Origin of the sequence: Glycomyces luteolus (assembly GCF_027622875.1) — a bacterium.
GTDB lineage: Bacteria > Actinomycetota > Actinomycetes > Mycobacteriales > Micromonosporaceae > Glycomyces > Glycomyces luteolus.
On sequence record NZ_JAPZVP010000026.1, the window covers coordinates 16,877 to 33,531 of the forward strand.

A 16,655-nucleotide genomic window follows, 5' to 3' on the forward strand; every position below is an offset into this window, starting at 1 on the left:
GAGGAGCGGCGTCCGGGCGTCGGCGGGCGGGACCGCCGACGCCCGGACGTTCCCCGAATCCGGGTCCCGGCCGCCGCTGCGGCGATATATTCAGGGCTCCAGTGCCCGCACGGGCGATCGACCTGTGAGGACTCCCATGGCCCAAACCGCGAACACGGTCGAAGCCCCCCGTGCCGCCAAGCTCGCCTTCTGGACGCTCACCTCGATGGTCGTCGGCTCCATGGTCGGCGCCGGCGTGTTCTCCCTCCCCGCCCGCTTCGCGCAGCAGACCGGAGTCGCGGGCGCCCTCATCTCCTGGGCCGTCGCCGGGTCGGGCATGCTCATGCTCGCCTTCGTGTTCCAGAACCTCGCCGTCCGCCGCCCCGACCTCGACGCCGGCGTCTACGCCTACGCGAAAGCCGGATTCGGCGAATACCCCGGCTTCTTCTCCGCGTTCGGCTACTGGGCCAGCGCCTGCGTCGGCAACGTCACGTACTGGGTGCTCATCATGTCGACCGCCGGCGCGCTCGTGCCCGCGCTCGGCGAAGGCGACACGGTGCTCGCGATCGTGCTCTCCTCCGCCGGCCTGTGGGGGTTCTTCCTGCTCATCAAGCAGGGCGTGAAGGAGGCCGCGGCGATCAACCGGATCGTCACCGTCGCGAAGCTCATCCCCATCGGCGTGTTCGTGATCCTCGCGCTGTTCTTCTTCGACCCCGGCGTGTTCGCCGAGAACTTCGGCGGCGCCGACTACGCCGGTTCACTGTTCAGCCAGGTCAGAGGCACGATGCTCGTCACGGTGTTCGTGTTCCTCGGCGTGGAGGGCGCCAGCGTGTACTCGCGGCACGCGAAGCGCCGCGAGGACGTCGGGCGGGCCACGATCACCGGCTTCCTCTCCGTGTTCGCGGTCTTCGCGTCGGTCACGGTCGTGTCGTACGGGATCATGCCGATGGACGAGATCGCCGAGCTGCGCCAGCCGTCGATGGCGGGCGTCCTCGAAGCGGCCGTCGGCACCTGGGGCATGGTGTTCGTGTCCATCGGATTGATCGTCTCGGTCCTCGGCGCGTACCTGGCGTGGACGCTCATGGCAGCCGAGGTCCTGTTCGTCGCCGCCCAGGACAAGGACATGCCGCGGTTCCTCAGCCGCGCCACGAAAGCCGACGTGCCCGTCCCGGCGCTGGTCCTCACCACCGTGCTCAGCCAGATCGTCCTGGTCATCACCTACTTCTCGGACGACGCGTTCAACTTCGCGCTCGACCTCACCAGCGCTCTCACGCTCATCCCGTTCCTGCTGGCGGCCCTGTTCGCGGCCAAGGTCGCCTCCGGGCGCGGCGGGGTGGAGCGCGGCACCTCGACCGAGTTGACCGTGGCGCTCCTGGCCTCCGCGTACACCCTGTTCCTGCTGTTCGCCGCGGGCTTGAAGTTCGTGCTCGTCTCGTTCCTCGTCTACGCCCCCGCGACGATCCTGTTCGTCATGGCCCGCCGCGAGCAGGGCCGCCGCCTGTTCAGCCCCGGTGAGGCCGCCCTGCTGGCGGTCTCGGTCGCCGGCGCCGTCCTCGGCGTCGTCGCCCTGGCCGCGGGATGGATCACGATCTGAGGGGGAGTACCGCCATGTCCGAGCGAGTCCAGTCCTACGGCGTCCATTCCGAGGTCGGGAGGCTCCGCAAGGTCCTGGTGTGCGCGCCGGGCCTGGCGCACCGCCGCCTGACGCCGACGAACGCGGAGGGCCTGCTGTTCGACGACGTCATGTGGGTCGAGAACGCCCAGCGCGACCACGCCGAGTTCGTCGAGAACATGCGCGACAGGGGTATCGAGGTCGTTGAGCTGCACGAGCTCCTGTCGCAGACCATGGCCGACAAGGAGGCCCGCGGGTGGCTGCTCGATCGCAAGATCACCGCGAACGAGGTCGGGCTGGGGCTTCTGGAGCCGACCCGTGAGTTCCTGGAGTCGCTGGGCCCGGCCGAGCTCGCCGAGCACCTCATCGGCGGTCTGTCCACACACGACTTGCCGAATGATCTGCGGCCGGGGTATGTGGAGCTGGCGCGGGAGTCGACGGGGGCGCGCGAGTACTTGATGCCGCCGCTGCCGAACACGTTGTACACCAGGGACACCACGTGCTGGCTCTACGGCGGGCTGACGCTCAATCCGCTGTACTGGCCTGCGCGCCATGACGAGACGCTGCTGATGAAGGCGGTGTACACGTTCCATCCCGAGTTCAAGGGGTCGACGGTGTGGTGGGGCGACCCGGACGAGTCGTGGGGCCAGGCGACGTTCGAGGGCGGCGACATCATGCCGGTGGGGAACGGCGTCGTGCTCATGGGGATGAGCGAGCGCACGTCGCGCCAGGCGATCACGCAGGTCGCGAAGGCGCTCTTCGACCGGGGCGCGGCCGAGCGGGTGGTCGTGGCGGGCATGCCGAAGCTGCGCGCGGCCATGCACCTGGACACGGTGTTCACGTTCGCCGACCGCGACCTGGTGACGCTGTATCCGAAGATCATGGACGCGGTGCACACGTTCTCCTTGCGGCCCGGCGACAGAGCTCCGGGTCTGGAATTGGAGGACCATGGTTCGGCGGCGTTCACCGAGGTGGTGGCGGAGGCGCTGGGGCTGCGGAGCCTGCGTGTCATCGCCACGGGGGGCGACGTGTACGCCTCCGAACGGCAGCAGTGGGATTCGGGGAACAACGCGGTGGCGCTGGAGCCGGGCGTGGTCATGACGTACGACCGCAACACGCAGACGAACACGCTGCTGCGCGACGCCGGGATCGAGGTCATCCCGATCGTCGGCGCCGAACTGGGGCGCGGGCGCGGCGGCGGGCACTGCATGACCTGCCCGATCATCCGCGACCCGGTCGACTTCTGAACGGCGGGAACGCGACAGGGCGTGGCCGTTCGGCCGCGCCCTGTCGGGGTGTTTCCAGCGGTGTCCAGGTGCGCGGGTGCGCTAGCCCCACTGGCCGGGCTGGTAGGAGCCCGCGGGGATCTGCGCGATGGCGTTCATCCGGTTGTAGGCGTTGATGAGCGCGATGACCGAGATGATGGTGACGAGCTGGTCGTCGTCGAAGTGCTTGCGGGCGTTGTCCCAGATGTCGTCGCGGACGCCTTCGCCGTCGGCGAGGCGCGTGCCAGCCTCGGTGAGCGCGAGGGCGGCCTTCTCGGCCTCGGTGAAGACGGTGGCCTCGCGCCAGGCGGCGACCATGGCGAGGCGGACGGCGGTCTCGCCTTCGTGCGCGGCGTCCTTGGTGTGCATGTCGAGGCAGACGCCGCAGCCGTTGATCTGGCTGGCGCGGATCAGGATCAGGTTGTGGAGGCCCTCGGGGAGCGAGGCGTCGGCGAGGGACTTGCCGGCCGAGTTGATGTACTTGGCGAACTTCGCGGTGATGGGGTTGCCGTAGTAGTCGATGCGGGCTTCCATGGTGTGCTCCTTCAGGGTTGCTCCTATGCCGGCTTGACGGATCGCGGCGCGGCGATGTGACCGCCCAGGAGTCGAACGTGTCTTGGATCACTTGCCAGGCGTGGCGGGCGGCGGGACGGTCACGTTTCCGACCGCGGACACGTCATAAGGTCGACAACCCCGTCGAAGGAGGCGCGATCATGAACGACGACCAGTGGCTGGCGGAGCGATTCGAGACCGACCGGCCCCGACTGGAGGCCGTGGCGTTCCGGATGCTCGGCTCCTCGGGCGAGGCCGAGGACGCGGTGCAGGAGGCCTGGTTCCGCTTGGCCGCCAGTGACACCGCGCGCATCGACAACCTCAGCGGATGGCTGACCACGGTGGTGGGACGCGTCTGCCTCGACCAGCTGCGGCGCCGCAAGTCCCGCGCCGAGCAGCCGATGCCCACGTCGTTCGACGGCACGGTCGCAGTGGAGCCGACGGCGCTGCCGGGCCCGGCGGACGTCGCGGCCGACCCCGAATCGGCCGCCGTCATCGCGGACTCGGTGAGTCTTGCGCTGCTGGTGGTCCTGGAGACGCTCGAACCGGCCGAGCGGCTCGCGTTCGTCCTCCACGACATGTTCGGCGTGCCCTTCGACGACATCGCCCAGATCGTCGACCGCACGCCCGCGGCGGCCCGCAAGCTCGCCAGCCGCGCCCGGGCGCGGGTGCGAGGGACCGATGTGCCGCAGCGCCAGGAGGTCTCGAAGCAGCGCACGGTTGTCGAGGCCTTCCTCGCGGCCGCGCGCGACGGCGACTTCGAGTCGCTCGTGTCGGTGCTCGACCCCGAGATCACGCTGCGCACGGACGCGGCCGAGGTCGGCCAGATCATCCGCGGCGCGGCCCAGATCGCCGGCGGCGCAATGACCTTCGCGGCCATGGCGACCGCGGCGCAGCTCGTGCTCGCGGACGGCAAGATCGGCGTCGTCTCCTCGCTGCCCGACCTCCCGACCCGCGTGCTCGTGTTCACCGTGGCAGGCGACAGGATCATCGCGATGGAGGGCGTCACCGACCCGGACCGCGTGCGCGCCATGGAACTCACCCTGCTCGACAGCTGACGGGATCATCTCTCGATTGTCGATCGTCATCTATTGACTTTCGATAGCTACCGATCGATAATCGAGAGATGAACTCCTTCTTCACACTCCTCGCGCGCATCGGCCTCGTCGCCGCCTTCCTGGCCGTGCTCTACGTCCAAGTGGTGGCCCTCCCCGGCTTCCTGGGCGGCGACCTCCGATGGAACCGGGGCGACGGCGTGGAATGGATCGCCGTCTACGTCCCGGGGGCGATCATCGGGCTCGCCTGCGTCGAGGTCGTCCTCGCCTCGGCATGGGTGCTGCTGGGCATGGTCCGGCGCGGCGAACTGCTCACAGGGCGGGCATGCCGCTGGGTCGACGCCATCATCGCCGCGACCGCGGTCGCGACGTTCCTGGCGGCCGCGGCCAGCGGGCACCTGCTGACCACGGGCCCGACGATTCGAAACAGCATCGGCGCCGACGAATTCCGGATCGCCTTCCTGCTGCTCGGTGCGGGGATCGGGTTCGGGATCCTCATGCTCGTCCTGCGCCGACTGCTGCGCAGGGCCACTGAGCTCAAAGCCGAGATGTCCGAGGTGATCTGATGGCGATCGTCGTGGAAATCGATGTGCTGCTCGCCAAGCGCGGCATGTCGGTCGGCGAGTTCGCGGAGGCCGTCGGCATCTCGCCCGCGAACATCGCCGTGCTCAAGAACGGCCGGGCCAAAGCCGTGCGCTTCACGACCCTCGACGCCATCTGCCGCACCCTCGACTGCCAGCCGGGCGAGATCCTGCGCTGGGTGCCCGACGCGAAATGAGGAAGGCGGCACCGGATCCCGATGCCGCCCTTGGCGCTAGTGCCCGAACGCGTCCGAGTCCGCCGCGGCGGCCTCGCCCTGGTCCAGAGCGGACAGCGACATCACGTCGTCCGGCTCCAGCTCGAAGTCGAACACGTCCAGGTTCTGCGTCAGGCGCTCCGGGTCGCTCGACTTCGCGACCGCCGTGAGCCCCGAGTCCAGGTGCCAGCGCAGGATCACCTGCACCGGCGTCTTCCCGTACTTCTCGGCCAGCTGCAGCACCTTCGGCTCGTTCCGCACCTCGCCGCCCTGGCCGCCGATCGGCGACCACGACTGGGTCACGATCCCCCGCTCCTTGTGGTAGGCGCGCGCCTCGAGCCGAGTCGTCAAGGGGCTCAACTGGATCTGGTTCACATCCGGAATCACGCCGGTGGCCTCGATGACCCGGTCCAGGTGCGCCGGTTTGAAGTTCGACGTGCCGATCGCCTTCACCCGCCCCGACTCCAGCAGCCGCACCAGGCCCTCCCAGGCCTCGACGTACCGCCCGTGCTGCGGATTCGGCCAGTGGATGAGCAGCAGGTCGACATAGTCGAGCCCGAGGCGGTCGAGGCCCCGCTCGCAGGCCTCGGCGGCCAGATCGACGCCGTGCCACTCCTTGTTGAACTTCGTGGTGACGAACAGGTCCTCGCGGGCCGCGCCGGAAGCCTTGATCCCTGAGCCGACACCGCGTTCGTTCCGGTAGTTCTCGGCCGTGTCGACCAGCCGGTAGCCGAGTCCGATCGCCTCGGCGACCACGCGCTCGGCCTCGGCGTCGTCCATCGGCCACGTGCCCAGGCCCAGCAGCGGCATGGCCGCGCCGTGGGCGAGTTCGACGGTGGGTGCTGTGGGTGCCATGGAGGAAGCCTCTCTTTTCGGAGGCGCCGCCGGGGGGCGGCGCTGTATGCAAGGCGGTGAGGGGCGCCGCGGTCAAACCTACCGCCGCCCGAGTACCCGCGAAACCGGGCGAAACACCCGGCCCGGTCGCCGTTCCCACATCCTGGCCGAATTTGTGTCAAGCGCTCATATCTTTGTACCGGCACATAGATTCGCGGCATGGAAACGAAATCGAACGCCGTCCTGCGCGTACCCCCGGCCGCGCCCGCCGACGCCCTCGCCTACTTCACCGGCCAACTCGCCTTCCGCACCGACGTCTCCGACGTCTACTCCGCCTTGAACGACGGCGAGCCCGGCTTCACCCTCATCGACTCCCGCGGCAAGGCCGCCTGGGACCAGGGCCGCGTCCCCGGCGCCGTCCACCTCCCCACCGACGAGATCGCCGCCCGCGCCGCCGAACTCGCCGACCCCGCCGCGCCCGTCGTCGTCTACTGCTGGGGCCCGGGCTGCAACGGCGCCTACCGCGCCGCCGTCGAGTTCGCGAAACTCGGCTACCAGGTCAAAGAGATGATCGGCGGCATGGAGTACTGGATCCGCGAAGGACTCCCGGTCGCCACCGACGCCGGCGTCGAACGCGGCAAGCCCGACCCGCTCACGGTCCCCGTCGGCGGCGTCTCCTGCGCCTGCTGAACCGCGGGACATAATCGACCCATGAGCGAACTCCTTGCCATGCCAGAGGACTGGACCAAGGCACTGGCCATCGTGGCCCACCCCGACGACATGGAATACGGCGCCGCCGCGGCCGTCGCCCGCTGGACCGGCGGCGGCCGCGACGTCGCCTACCTCATGGTCAGCCGCGGCGAAGCCGGCATCGACACCATGCCGCCCGAGGAATGCGCCCCCGTGCGCGACGCCGAGCAGCGCGCCTCGGCCGCCGTCGTCGGCGTCTCCTCCGTCGAATTCCTCGACCACCGCGACGGCGTCATCGAATCCGGCATCGCCCTTCGCCGCGACCTCGCCGCCGCGATCCGCCGCCACCGGCCCGAACTCGTGATCACCCTGAACCGGCGCGACCACTTCATGCCCGGCCACTGGAACAGCGCCGACCACCGCGCCGTCGCCGAATCCGTGCTCGACGCCGCGAACGACGCGGGCAACCGGTGGATCTTCCCCGAACTCGCCGATGAGGGCCTCGAACCCTGGGGCGGGGTGCGGTGGGTCGCGCTGGCCGCTTCGCCGGAGTCGACGCACGCGGTCGACGTGACCGACACGATGGAGGCCGGCATCGCCTCGCTGCTCGAGCACCGCGCCTACATTTCGGCGCTCACCGACGAGGACCCGGAGACGTACGTGCGCGGCTTCCTCACCAACTTCGCGGCCGGCGCCGGCGAGCGCTTCGGAACGCGGTACGCGACCACGTTCGAGCTGATCAATTTCTGACATCCGCCTCGGCGGGTCCGGGATTTTCGGCGGCAATGATGGTGGGGATCGGTCGTTTGGGCGTTTCCTGTCGTACCCAGGGAGTACTTTTGCGCCAGGGGTCCCTTAGGGGGGATTTATACTGATATTACGGGATCGCACCCGCTTCATATCCCGGAGCGGGGACCGAGCCGATGGCTCGGTCCCCGCTCTCGCTCTGGGGTCGCCGCGGTGGTCAGGCGCGGCGGAGTCAATCAGTCCGGCCGGGGCCGGAGCGGCCGGGCGGAGGCGCCGCCGGTCGGAGTTCGACCGGCAGCGGCGGCGATCGGAGCGCGATCGGTCGGTGCGGCGTTCCGCGGCCTGTCCGGGCAGATCATGCGAAGTCGCCTTCCACCGAGCCGGTCCCGCCCGATTCCGTCTCAGCGTCGAAGGTGTACCGGTCCTCGTCCGCGCTGCGCGCGCCCGCGCCGTGGTTGTACTGGCCCGCGAGCTGGTACTCGCCGGCCGGGAGGACCTTGCCCTCCTGCAGAGTCCAGCGGTAGACCAGGAAACCGTCCTCCTTGGTCACCGTCGCCTCCGTGAACCAGCTGTCGCCGCTCGTCCACGCGTCCGTGTACTCCACGCCCGCGCCCTCGGCCACCCGCAGCTCCACACTCAGCCCGGTGAGCGCCTCCTGGTTCTTGAGCGTGAGGGTCGACTGCGTCCAGTAGTCGTTGCTGTTCGGGTCGATCGAGCCGTCAGTCCACAGCCATTCGGGCGCGTCTATGACCTCCGGGCTCGATTCGCCCTCGGTCGTCTCCTCCTCGGAGCCCTCGCTCTCGCCGTCGTCCGCGCTCGTCTCCTCCTCCCCGCCCGTCGTGGCATCGTCGCCGCCGCTGCTCGCGGGGTCCGTCGCCTCGGCAGACCGGGTACCGGGACCGGCCGCGGGAGGTTCGGGGGTCGGGCCGATCACCGGGCCGAAGCCCAGGAACTGCCCGAAGAACACGATCGCGCCGATGAGCGCCAGCGCCGCACCGGTCGCCAGCCCCAGCTGCGGGATCCGCCAGCCGGTGCGCACCGGCTCGGCCCGCACCCGCGGCTCGCGCATGCCCTCGGACACGCGCGACCACATGCGGTCGCGGTCCGGTTCGTACTCCTCCGCGGTCACCCGGAGCCGGTCGTTGATGTCGTCGTTCACCGTTGCTCCTCCTTCCGAATCGTCGCCCAGGCCGATCCCTCCTGGGGTCCGAGGATGCGCCGCAGTTCGGCCAGGCCCTTCGAGGTCTGGCTCTTGACCGTGCCGATCGAGATGCCGAGCGCGTCGGCGGTCTCGCGTTCGGACAGTTCCAGCGAGTGCCGCAGGATGACGCAGGCGCGCCGTCGCAGCGGCAGTCGTTCCAGAGCCGCGCGCACGTCCACCACCGCGGCCGAGTCCGGGCCGTCGTGGGTCTCGCCCGGGCGCTGCCAGAACAGGGTGTTCCGTCGGCGTTCGCGCACGGCGGCGCGAATGCGGGCCTTGGCGAGGTTGGCGACGATGCCGCGCGCGTACGCGATCTGGGACCTGGCACGCCTGGCCTGGTCCCATTGCCGCCATACCGCGAGCATCGCGTCCGCCGCGATGTCCTCGGCCGTCCCGCTCTCGCCGATGAGCAGCCACGCGAAGCGCGCCAGCTCGGCGTGATGCCGCTCGAAGAAGGCGCGGAACGCGTCCTCTTCCAGCTGGGCGGGGACGTCCAACGGGGGGCCTCCGGTCGCGGGTCGAATTCGGGGAGGCGGAGAGTCTAGCAGCCGAACCAACACACCCTCACTTTCTTGTGCGGCGCAGTCTTGTGCGGCGCAGCCGGAAGCGCCGCCCCGAAACAGGGCGGGCGCGAGCACCCCCGGTGCCCGCGCCCTTGACCGTCCATGGCAGGAGAGTCCCCTTCGAATACCTGTCGTCGTTACAGGCAGGTCATGCACGCGCTTATGGCGGTGGACCCAGTGGTCCGGAAGGTGACCGGCGGGAGTTCGCCGCCTGTGCGCGCCTTGGTCGCCTGGGACGCGCCGGTCGATGGGGTGGCGGCGGACGCCGCTGCGGCGCCGAGGCCGTACTGGAGGCCGATGCCGGTGGGACCGGGCACGGCGGCGACCGCTGCCGCGATCGCCGCACGCGTCCTGCGCTTCTTGCTATTCGGTGAGGACATGACGTCCTTTCCCTGATTGTGGTTGGTGGGTGCGACGGAGCCGGGTTGCCGCACCGTCATCTAGTTGCCGCGGGCACCGCGAAGGTTGCCCCGAATCCGAAGAGTTTTTGAGAAACTTCGGCGCGGCGATGGAACCACAGGTCAGGGAATGGAAAGAGCCTCAGCTGATGGTGACGTGCGCGTCGACCGGGCGCCCGGCCGGCTCGTCGAGGAGCCCGGCGAAGAGGTTGTCGAAGACCGCGGTGCGGTCGAACCGCATCGCGTACGCGCGGGCCCGTTCGGCCGCGGCCTCCCGCTCGGCCGGGCTCATCGCGAGCGCGCGGTCGAGCGCGGCCGCGAGGGCCGCCGGGTCGGCGTGCGGGACCTCGATCGCCGTGTCGCCCACGGCTTCGGGGATGCCGCCGGTGCGGGTGGTGATGACCGGGCCGCCGCCCGCGAGCATCTTCTCGACGAGGGCGATGCCGAAGGTCTCGACGAACTCGGGGCGCGGCTTCGACGGCAGTGCGTATGCGGCGCAGCCGTTCATGAGGAGCGGCTTCTCGTCGTCGCTGACATCGGTGAGGAAGAGGATGCGCGGGTCGTCCCCGGCGAGGGCCCTGGTCTCGGCGTGCGCGGGGCCGTTCCCGGCGATCACGAGGCGGTGGGTGCTCGAAGCGGCCGACGCGCGGTAGGCGGCGATGAGGTCGTCCGCGCCCTTCGCGGCGGCGACGCGGGAGAGGAAGAGGACGTAGCCGTCGCGGCTCAGTCCCCGCGCCGCCAGTGCGTTGTCCACTGCGGACGGATCGAGGTCGAGGTACGCGCCGGCGTCCACGGCAGGGTAGGAGACCTCGACGCGGTCGGCCACCTCGTCGGCGAACCTGGTGCCGCACGCGAGGTCGACCTGAGCGGCCGATTCGAGGATCAGCTCCCGCGTGTACGCGGAGACGGCCACGCACCTGTCATGCGACAGGTATGCGGTGAACAGCGATGCGGCCGCGCCGATCGCGCCCTCCGCGATGCACGAGCGGACCACGTTCGTGATGTCCGAGCCGACGGCCTCGGCGATGGTCGTGACGTCCGCGTCCAGGCCCGACGCGCGCACCGAGCGCAGGGCCTCGGCGACCGCGTTCGCGTGCGGGGTCAGGTACATCGACATGCACACCGTGGGCACGCCGTCGGTGAACAGCTCGAAGAGCCGCCCGGCGAGTCCGAGGAGGTGGCGGCCGGTGGGGACGCGGTAGTCGCCCACGGGTCCGGGCCGCTCGACGGTGATGCCCGCCGAATACGGCAGGAGCTCGTCGAGCGGTTTGAGCGGCAGCCCCGCCGCCTGCAGCGCCTCGATCGGCCAGGTCACGATGCGCACGTCGTCGAAGCCGCGGGTGAGGGCGACTTCGGCGAGGCCGCGCGCCTCGGTGGCGTGGCCGCAGATGACCGGGTCGGCGCGGACCACGATGACAAGGCGCCGCTGGGCCGCCTGGTCGGTCGGGTGCTGCTGCTGGCGGCGGGGCTGCTGGGTCACGGTAGGAACTCCTGGAGTCGGGCCCCGGCGCCCCGAGCGGAGTCGGGCCGGTCGGAGGCGGACGGCGGGCGCATCTTCGTCGCCCAGTCGGAAGGTTCGGGTCCGAGCTCGATCTCCAGCCGCCCGCCGCCGTGCAGCTGGTTGCCGGTGAGGAACCCGTGGTCCAGTGGTCTGCCGTTGAAGCGGGCCGACTGGACGTACTGCGCTGTGTACCCGGCGGCGTCCTCGCCGATGCCGGACTCGATGTGGCCGGTGGTCACGATTTCGAAGTCGTTGCCGCCGAAGCGGAGGCTGGCTCCGCCGAACGCGGGGGCGTTGACCAGGAACAGGTTCTGGCCCGCGACCGGGAAGAGCCCCAGGGAGGCCCAGACGTACCAGGAGGACAGCGCACCGGAGTCGTCGTTGCCGGGCAGGCCGCCGCGGCCGGTCCCGAACTGGTAGGCGAGGGCGGCGTGGACGACCTCGGCGGTGCGGTCGGGCCGTCCCGCGTAGTGGTAGGCCCAGGGGGCCTCCATGTCCGGTTCGTTGTTGAGGCCCTCGAAGCGGTTGAGGTCCTGGCCGATCGCGAACTCGGGGCCGAAGGGAGGGGTGCCGAGCTGCGTGACCGGCCCGGCCCCGTACCCGAAGAAGCGGTCGAGGATCGCGGTGAATGCCTTGTCGCCGCCCGCGAGCTTGATGCGGGCGGCCATGTCGTGGAGGAGCCGGAACGAGTAGTTCCAGCGCCCGCCCTCGTAGAAGCTCGAGTCGCGCAGGAGGCCGTCGCCGCCGAACGCGTTCATCCAGGAGCGGGACTTCGCCTCGAGTTCGTCGGCGAGCCGATGGTCGCCGAGGCCGCGGGCGATGATCGCCGTGCACCAGTAGCCGGTCGCGAGGTCGAGGGTGTGGCTGATGGGGTGCACGATGCCGCGCTCGGCGAAGTCCTCGCCGTAGCCGCGGCGCAGGTCGTCCTGCATGTGGACGAGCGCCCAGTCCCATTCCAGGCCTTCGAGGCCGAGCTGGTAGCCGTCGGCGAGCACGGTGTGGGCGAGGGCCGAGGCCTGCCGGAAGAACCGGTCGGAGCCGCGGGACATGCGGTAGCCGATGGGGAGGTTGCCCTCCTCCTCGGCGATGCGCACGAGCGATTCGAGCATCGCCCCGCCCTTGACGGGGTCGAGGGCGGTGAGCAGCGGGAACTGGGTCTTGTACATGTCCCACATGGTCGCGATGTCGAACACGAAGTGGCCCTTGGAAGGCCAGAACGGGCTCTCGTCCTCGGCGAAGCACGGCTTGATGAGGGAGTGGTAGAAGCTCGTGGCGAACACGGTGCGCCGCTCGGGGGTGCCGCCGTCGACCTCGACCTGGGAGGCGTAGCCGGCCCAGGCGTCGCGGGTCTGGGCGCGCACGCGTTCGAACCCGTTCTCGAAGCCGCCGGGCAGGTTCGCCTCGAGGTTGGCGCGGGCCTGGTCGGTGCCGCGCATGGAGAAGCCCATGCGGATCTCGACGGTCTGGCCCGCTCGGGCCGGGCCCATGAACATGAGGCCGAACGGCCGCAGCGTGGTGCGGCGGATGTAGTCGAAGTCGAGGCGGGTGCCGCCGTCGACGCGGCGGCGGTCGTACCAGACGAGCTGGCGCCAGGCTTTCGGCGTGTCCGAGTCGATGTACACCGAGAGCGGTATGCCCTCCATGACGACCGTGCCCTGCGCGCAGCCCTGGCCGAGGCTCTCGAGGCCGGCGCGGAGCGGGACGGTGGTGCCGTGCTCGATCGCGAGGCCGCCGTAGGAGAAGTCGAGCACGACGCGGGCCGAGGACGCCTCGGGGAACGTGTAGCGGTGGACGGCGGTCTTCTCGCCGACGGTGAGCTCGCAGCGGATGCCGTTCTCGAGGGTCGCGGCGTAGTAGCCGGGCTCGGCGACCTCGTCGCGGAGCTTCCAGCGGGTGCCGAGGGCGTCGAGCGGCTCGATCATGGGGGTGGCGCGGAAGTAGTTGTAGTACTTGCGGATCGCGCCGGTCCCGGACTGCTGGAAGTGGGTGAAGCCGCTGGCGAGGTAGTCGTCGTAGAGGGGCGCGGGGGCGCCTTCGGTGGACATGCCGTAGCGGCCGTAGCCGGTGGGGTAGGCGCCGGAGCACGCGCAGGCCGAGACCATGCCGAGCGGGTGGCAGGCGCCGGGGTGGGTGTTCCCGACTTGCGCCTTCGGCCACCACCAAGTGGCGGCCAGCCCCTGCGCCGCGGGCAGATCGGCCGGTTCGGTGCCGATGAAGGGGTCCACTGAGTCCAAGATGCGACTGAGATTAGAGGTCATGCGTCACATCCTCGTTACAGCTGGGTGAACGCGCAAGCGTTAGCGCGCACTTCGTCTACGATTCACTGCTGCGCAATGCGAAACATGATCGGAGCGGACGCCTCGTGAACCTCGGGAATACCGGTTCGTCCCAGCCGCCCGCTTTCGCGAGGCACCCTCGCTCCGGTTCCGCCTCTCGGGTGACTTTTCGGGCCCGCGGCTCGGTCTAAGGCCGATTCCTGTCGTACCCCTCTGCCACGATCGTCCCAAGACTTCGGTCCCCTCTTGGGTGGGTGGGGGATAGGGATGGTCCGTAACGGCCCGGGCCACAAGCTGCCGCTCACCACCCCTTACCAGCGATTATCCCGGCCGGTGCCCCGTCTCCAGTCCCGCGAGGTGGCCCGTCTCGGCGATCGACACCGGCCGCAGGCCGTCGAACACCGTGATGGCGCCCGAAGGCACACCATCCACGAGCAGCGTCTCCGGTACCTTCTCGTCCCCCACGAGGGTCCGCAGCAGGTCCACGGTCACCCCGCCGTGGCAGGCGACCGCGATCGGCCCGTCCGTCCCGCACTCCTCCAGGCCGTGCTCCTTCAGGAACTCCCGGAACCGCGCCCCCGCCGCCCGCGACGAATCCCCCACGGCCGGAACGAAGTCCCGGTCCGCGCTCGCCCGCGTCCAGTCCTCGAAGAACCGCTCCGCTGGCACGCTTCCGTCCCAGTTCATCCGCTCCGTCACCCGCGCGTCGATCAGCACCGGCAGGCCCGCGACCGCCGCGAGCGCCTCGGCGGTCTGCCGCGCCCGCAGCAGCGGACTCGCGTACACCGCCCGCAAGCCCTTGTCCCGCAGCCATTCGGCCGCCAGCGCCGCCTGCTCCCGGCCCCGTGCGGTCAGGCCCGGATCGCCCGGCAGCCGCTCCTTCTCGCCGTGCTGCACGACGTACACGATTCCCATCGCCGCAGCATAGCGGCGGGGGTAAGGCTGTCCCCACCTTTTATTCGGCGGCCAACGTCAATGTGCCGCAACGCGAATGCCAATAACGTCGTATCCATGGACCACACCCCCGAGGCCGCGCAGGTCAGCCCCGCCGCCCGCCACGCCGCCAGTCGCAGCGCGATAGGCCGCGTCACCGAGAAGGCCGCCGCCTCCGGCCTCGCCCTCACGACGGGCGGTCGCCGCTGGCACCGGCCGCTCCTCGTCCTCGGCATCGCCTGCGGCGTCGTCGCCCTCGCCTCCCTGCTCGCTATCCCGTTCGACGACCGCACGATCCAGGGAGAGAGCGTCTGGCTCAAGGCCTTCAAGTTCGGCTTCTCCTTCTTCACCTACTGCCTGAGCCTCGCCTGGCTCCTCTCCCACATGACGAAGCTGCGCCGCACCGGCTGGGTCTTCGGCACGCTCTTCGCCGTGATCAGCGCGGCCGAGGTCGGCGTGATCGTCGCGGCGGCCGCCGCGGGCACCTACAGCCACTTCAACGCCTCCGAGGACCCGTTCAACCAGGTCGTGCAGCTCGCGTTCCAGTTCGTGCCGGTCATGTTCCTGGCCAACCTGGTCATCGCCGTGATCGTCCTGTTCCAGCGCATCGGCGACAAGGCCGTCACCGCGGTCGTCCGCTGGGGCCTGCTCCTGTCGAGCCTCGGCATGTTCGCGGCGTTCTTCATCGTCACCGTGGGAGGCCAGGGCAAGCGCACCGCGGTGGACGCCAACGGGAACGAGGTCCCGCTCAACGCCGGGCACGGCGTCGGCGACCTCGACGGCAACGGCATGTTCCTCACCGGCTGGTCCACCACCGGCGGCGACATGCGCGTCCCGCACTTCATCGGCCTGCACGGCATCCAGGTGCTCATCGGCCTCGCGATGCTGCTCGGCTTTGTCGCGGTCAGCCGCGGCTGGGCTCGCGACGAGCGCGTCCGCGCCGCCCTCATCCGCTGGTTCTCGCTCGGCTACCTGGGGATCTTCGCTACCACGGTGGTCCAGGCGGTGCGCGGCCAGTCCTTCATCGCCCCCGACGCGGCGACCCTGGCCGGATTCGCGGCCTCGATCCTCGTCGCGGGTGCGGGGATCGCGCTGACGGTCCGCAAGGCGCGCAAGGCGATCCCGGCCGAGCTCGCACCGGCGGTTCGGGAACCCGCCCTGTCCCAGCGATAACGCTTGCACTCAGGCATTGCACCGGGGCCGCCCCAGCCGTAGGCTGTGGGGCGGCCCCGCTCTCGTCCCGATGGAGGCAGACCAGATGGAACCCTTGCGCCCCAAGCGACTCCAGCCCGGCGACACGATCGCGATCGCGGGCCTCTCCGGGCCCGCGCTCCCCGAACGCCGCGACCAGCTCGAATCGGGCGCCGCCGAACTCGAGGCCATGGGCTTCCGCGTCCGCCGCTCCACACTCGTCGAATCCGGCGACCACCACTACTGGCGGGCCGCGCCGCCCCAAGTGCAGGCCGCCGAGCTCAATGCGCTCCTCAACGACCCCGAAGTGCGCGCGATCATCTCATTCACCGGTGGCAACGCCACCACCGCCTACCTCGACCGCATCGACTACGAGGCGGTCCGCCGCGACCCCAAGCCGCTGCTCGGCTACAGCGACATCACCGCCCTGCACCTCGCCCTCCACTCCCAGACCGGCCTGATCGGCTTCCACGCCGACATCGCGGGACCCGGGATCGGCGGCACGTGGCAGGACGCGACCCCGCAGCGGCGCGACGAGCTGCGGTCCCTCTACCGCGACCTCCTCACCGGCAAACTCGAGGAGGTGAGCCTCCCGGCCGACAACGCCTGGGAGACATGGAAACCCGGCCGGGCCACCGGCCGACTCGTCGGCGGCCTCCTCGACCGCCTCATCAACGTCCAGGCCTCGCCGTACGCGCTCGCCCCCGAGACCTGGGACGGTGCGCTCTACTTCTGGGAGGACGTCGGCCGCAACCTCGGCCACGTCTGGAACCAGCTGCACCTCCTGCGGATGCAGGGCGTCTTCGACCGGATCGGCGCCATGGTCGTCGGCATCCCCCTCGACGTCGACCTCCCCACGGACTCCCCGTTCGGACCGCTCTCGGTCAAGGACATCGTGCTCGACGTCTTGGGCGACTACCGCTTCCCGATCCTTGCGGGTGTCGACTTCGGACACACCGGTCCGAACCTGCCGATGCCCATAGGCACCCTGGCCGAGGTCGATGCCACCGCCCGGACGCTGCGACTCCTGGAATCGCCCGTCGTCTAGACGTTTCTTGCACA

General features: G+C 70.2%; 17 protein-coding genes. 9 read left to right on the forward strand and 8 right to left on the reverse strand.

All coding sequences use genetic code 11. The features are described from left to right. Window positions 1-136: 136 nt before the first annotated feature. Together O1R50_RS23590 and O1R50_RS23595 are read left to right on the forward strand one after the other, a co-directional pair. Window positions 137-1,573 (forward strand): basic amino acid/polyamine antiporter, encoded by a 1,437-nt coding sequence (locus O1R50_RS23590; RefSeq protein ID WP_270112707.1) that lies wholly within the window; start codon window positions 137-139, stop codon window positions 1,571-1,573. Window positions 1,574-1,587: 14 nt separating this feature from the next. Beyond that, on the forward strand, window positions 1,588-2,838 hold the full coding sequence (locus tag O1R50_RS23595) for an arginine deiminase (protein WP_270112708.1): 1,251 nt from the start codon (window positions 1,588-1,590) through the stop codon (window positions 2,836-2,838). Between the two features lie 81 nt (window positions 2,839-2,919). Here the strand turns inward: O1R50_RS23595 and O1R50_RS23600 are convergent, their stop codons facing one another. Beyond that, window positions 2,920-3,390, reverse strand: a complete 471-nt coding sequence (locus O1R50_RS23600; RefSeq protein ID WP_270112709.1) for a carboxymuconolactone decarboxylase family protein — start codon at window positions 3,388-3,390, stop codon at window positions 2,920-2,922. A gap of 179 nt (window positions 3,391-3,569) precedes the next feature. Here O1R50_RS23600 and O1R50_RS23605 point away from each other — a divergent pair, with 179 nt between their 5' ends. From O1R50_RS23605 to O1R50_RS23615, 3 genes are all read left to right on the forward strand, one after another. Beyond that, complete coding sequence (locus O1R50_RS23605; protein ID WP_270112710.1) at window positions 3,570-4,466, forward strand: sigma-70 family RNA polymerase sigma factor; 897 nt, start codon at window positions 3,570-3,572, stop codon at window positions 4,464-4,466. A gap of 68 nt (window positions 4,467-4,534) precedes the next feature. Then, window positions 4,535-5,029 carry a DUF2975 domain-containing protein gene (locus tag O1R50_RS23610; protein ID WP_270112711.1) on the forward strand — a complete coding sequence of 165 codons (495 nt, stop codon included), beginning with the start codon at window positions 4,535-4,537 and terminating at the stop codon, window positions 5,027-5,029. Then, window positions 5,029-5,241: a helix-turn-helix domain-containing protein gene (locus O1R50_RS23615; RefSeq protein WP_270112712.1), complete on the forward strand. Its 213-nt coding sequence runs from the start codon at window positions 5,029-5,031 to the stop codon at window positions 5,239-5,241. The genes O1R50_RS23610 and O1R50_RS23615 overlap by 1 nt, the downstream gene beginning before the upstream one ends. 36 nt (window positions 5,242-5,277) lie before the next feature. Here O1R50_RS23615 and O1R50_RS23620 read toward each other — a convergent pair whose 3' ends face one another. Continuing rightward, complete coding sequence (locus O1R50_RS23620) at window positions 5,278-6,114, reverse strand: aldo/keto reductase (RefSeq protein WP_270112713.1); 837 nt, start codon at window positions 6,112-6,114, stop codon at window positions 5,278-5,280. A gap of 198 nt (window positions 6,115-6,312) precedes the next feature. On the opposite strand from O1R50_RS23620, the gene O1R50_RS23625 reads away from it, so the two are divergent. Both O1R50_RS23625 and O1R50_RS23630 read left to right on the forward strand, forming a co-directional pair. Further along, a complete protein-coding gene (locus tag O1R50_RS23625; RefSeq protein WP_270112714.1) occupies window positions 6,313-6,783 on the forward strand; it encodes a rhodanese-like domain-containing protein in 471 nt (156 codons plus the stop codon). 21 nt (window positions 6,784-6,804) lie between these two features. Continuing rightward, a complete protein-coding gene (locus O1R50_RS23630) occupies window positions 6,805-7,533 on the forward strand; it encodes a PIG-L deacetylase family protein (protein WP_270112715.1) in 729 nt (242 codons plus the stop codon). Between the two features lie 352 nt (window positions 7,534-7,885). Here the strand turns inward: O1R50_RS23630 and O1R50_RS23635 are convergent, their stop codons facing one another. The 6 genes from O1R50_RS23635 to O1R50_RS23660 form a co-directional block, all read right to left on the reverse strand. After that, window positions 7,886-8,689, reverse strand: coding sequence for a hypothetical protein (locus tag O1R50_RS23635; RefSeq protein ID WP_270112716.1), 804 nt, complete (start codon window positions 8,687-8,689; stop codon window positions 7,886-7,888). Further along, window positions 8,686-9,228: a SigE family RNA polymerase sigma factor gene (locus O1R50_RS23640; RefSeq protein WP_270112717.1), complete on the reverse strand. Its 543-nt coding sequence runs from the start codon at window positions 9,226-9,228 to the stop codon at window positions 8,686-8,688. Before O1R50_RS23640 ends, O1R50_RS23635 begins: the two co-directional genes overlap by 4 nt. Before the next feature lie 203 nt (window positions 9,229-9,431). Further along, window positions 9,432-9,674 (reverse strand): hypothetical protein, encoded by a 243-nt coding sequence (locus O1R50_RS23645; protein ID WP_270112718.1) that lies wholly within the window; start codon window positions 9,672-9,674, stop codon window positions 9,432-9,434. A gap of 160 nt (window positions 9,675-9,834) precedes the next feature. Next, on the reverse strand, window positions 9,835-11,172 hold the full coding sequence (locus O1R50_RS23650; RefSeq protein ID WP_270112719.1) for a glycosyltransferase: 1,338 nt from the start codon (window positions 11,170-11,172) through the stop codon (window positions 9,835-9,837). Next, a complete protein-coding gene (locus O1R50_RS23655; RefSeq protein ID WP_270112720.1) occupies window positions 11,169-13,451 on the reverse strand; it encodes a glycoside hydrolase domain-containing protein in 2,283 nt (760 codons plus the stop codon). The genes O1R50_RS23650 and O1R50_RS23655 overlap by 4 nt, the downstream gene beginning before the upstream one ends. A 339-nt stretch (window positions 13,452-13,790) precedes the next feature. Continuing rightward, complete coding sequence (locus tag O1R50_RS23660; protein WP_270112721.1) at window positions 13,791-14,384, reverse strand: histidine phosphatase family protein; 594 nt, start codon at window positions 14,382-14,384, stop codon at window positions 13,791-13,793. A 96-nt stretch (window positions 14,385-14,480) separates the two neighbouring features. Between O1R50_RS23660 and O1R50_RS23665 the strand changes: the two genes are divergently transcribed. Then, a complete protein-coding gene (locus tag O1R50_RS23665) occupies window positions 14,481-15,575 on the forward strand; it encodes a hypothetical protein (RefSeq protein ID WP_270112722.1) in 1,095 nt (364 codons plus the stop codon). 85 nt (window positions 15,576-15,660) lie between these two features. Continuing rightward, window positions 15,661-16,641 (forward strand): S66 peptidase family protein, encoded by a 981-nt coding sequence (locus O1R50_RS23670; RefSeq protein WP_270112723.1) that lies wholly within the window; start codon window positions 15,661-15,663, stop codon window positions 16,639-16,641. Window positions 16,642-16,655 lie beyond the last annotated feature (14 nt).

Coding starts and splice junctions, on each gene's coding strand:
- O1R50_RS23595 (WP_270112708.1), top strand. CDS start 1,588: ATGTCCGAGCGAGTCCAGTCCTACGGCGTCCATTCCGAGGTCGGGAGG.
- O1R50_RS23625 (WP_270112714.1), top strand. CDS start 6,313: ATGGAAACGAAATCGAACGCCGTCCTGCGCGTACCCCCGGCCGCGCCC.
- O1R50_RS23645 (WP_270112718.1), bottom strand. CDS start 9,674: ATGTCCTCACCGAATAGCAAGAAGCGCAGGACGCGTGCGGCGATCGCG.
- O1R50_RS23610 (WP_270112711.1), top strand. CDS start 4,535: ATGAACTCCTTCTTCACACTCCTCGCGCGCATCGGCCTCGTCGCCGCC.
- O1R50_RS23620 (WP_270112713.1), bottom strand. CDS start 6,114: ATGGCACCCACAGCACCCACCGTCGAACTCGCCCACGGCGCGGCCATG.
- O1R50_RS23655 (WP_270112720.1), bottom strand. CDS start 13,451: ATGACCTCTAATCTCAGTCGCATCTTGGACTCAGTGGACCCCTTCATC.
- O1R50_RS23630 (WP_270112715.1), top strand. CDS start 6,805: ATGAGCGAACTCCTTGCCATGCCAGAGGACTGGACCAAGGCACTGGCC.
- O1R50_RS23670 (WP_270112723.1), top strand. CDS start 15,661: ATGGAACCCTTGCGCCCCAAGCGACTCCAGCCCGGCGACACGATCGCG.
- O1R50_RS23660 (WP_270112721.1), bottom strand. CDS start 14,384: ATGGGAATCGTGTACGTCGTGCAGCACGGCGAGAAGGAGCGGCTGCCG.
- O1R50_RS23600 (WP_270112709.1), bottom strand. CDS start 3,390: ATGGAAGCCCGCATCGACTACTACGGCAACCCCATCACCGCGAAGTTC.
- O1R50_RS23615 (WP_270112712.1), top strand. CDS start 5,029: ATGGCGATCGTCGTGGAAATCGATGTGCTGCTCGCCAAGCGCGGCATG.
- O1R50_RS23605 (WP_270112710.1), top strand. CDS start 3,570: ATGAACGACGACCAGTGGCTGGCGGAGCGATTCGAGACCGACCGGCCC.
- O1R50_RS23590 (WP_270112707.1), top strand. CDS start 137: ATGGCCCAAACCGCGAACACGGTCGAAGCCCCCCGTGCCGCCAAGCTC.
- O1R50_RS23665 (WP_270112722.1), top strand. CDS start 14,481: ATGGACCACACCCCCGAGGCCGCGCAGGTCAGCCCCGCCGCCCGCCAC.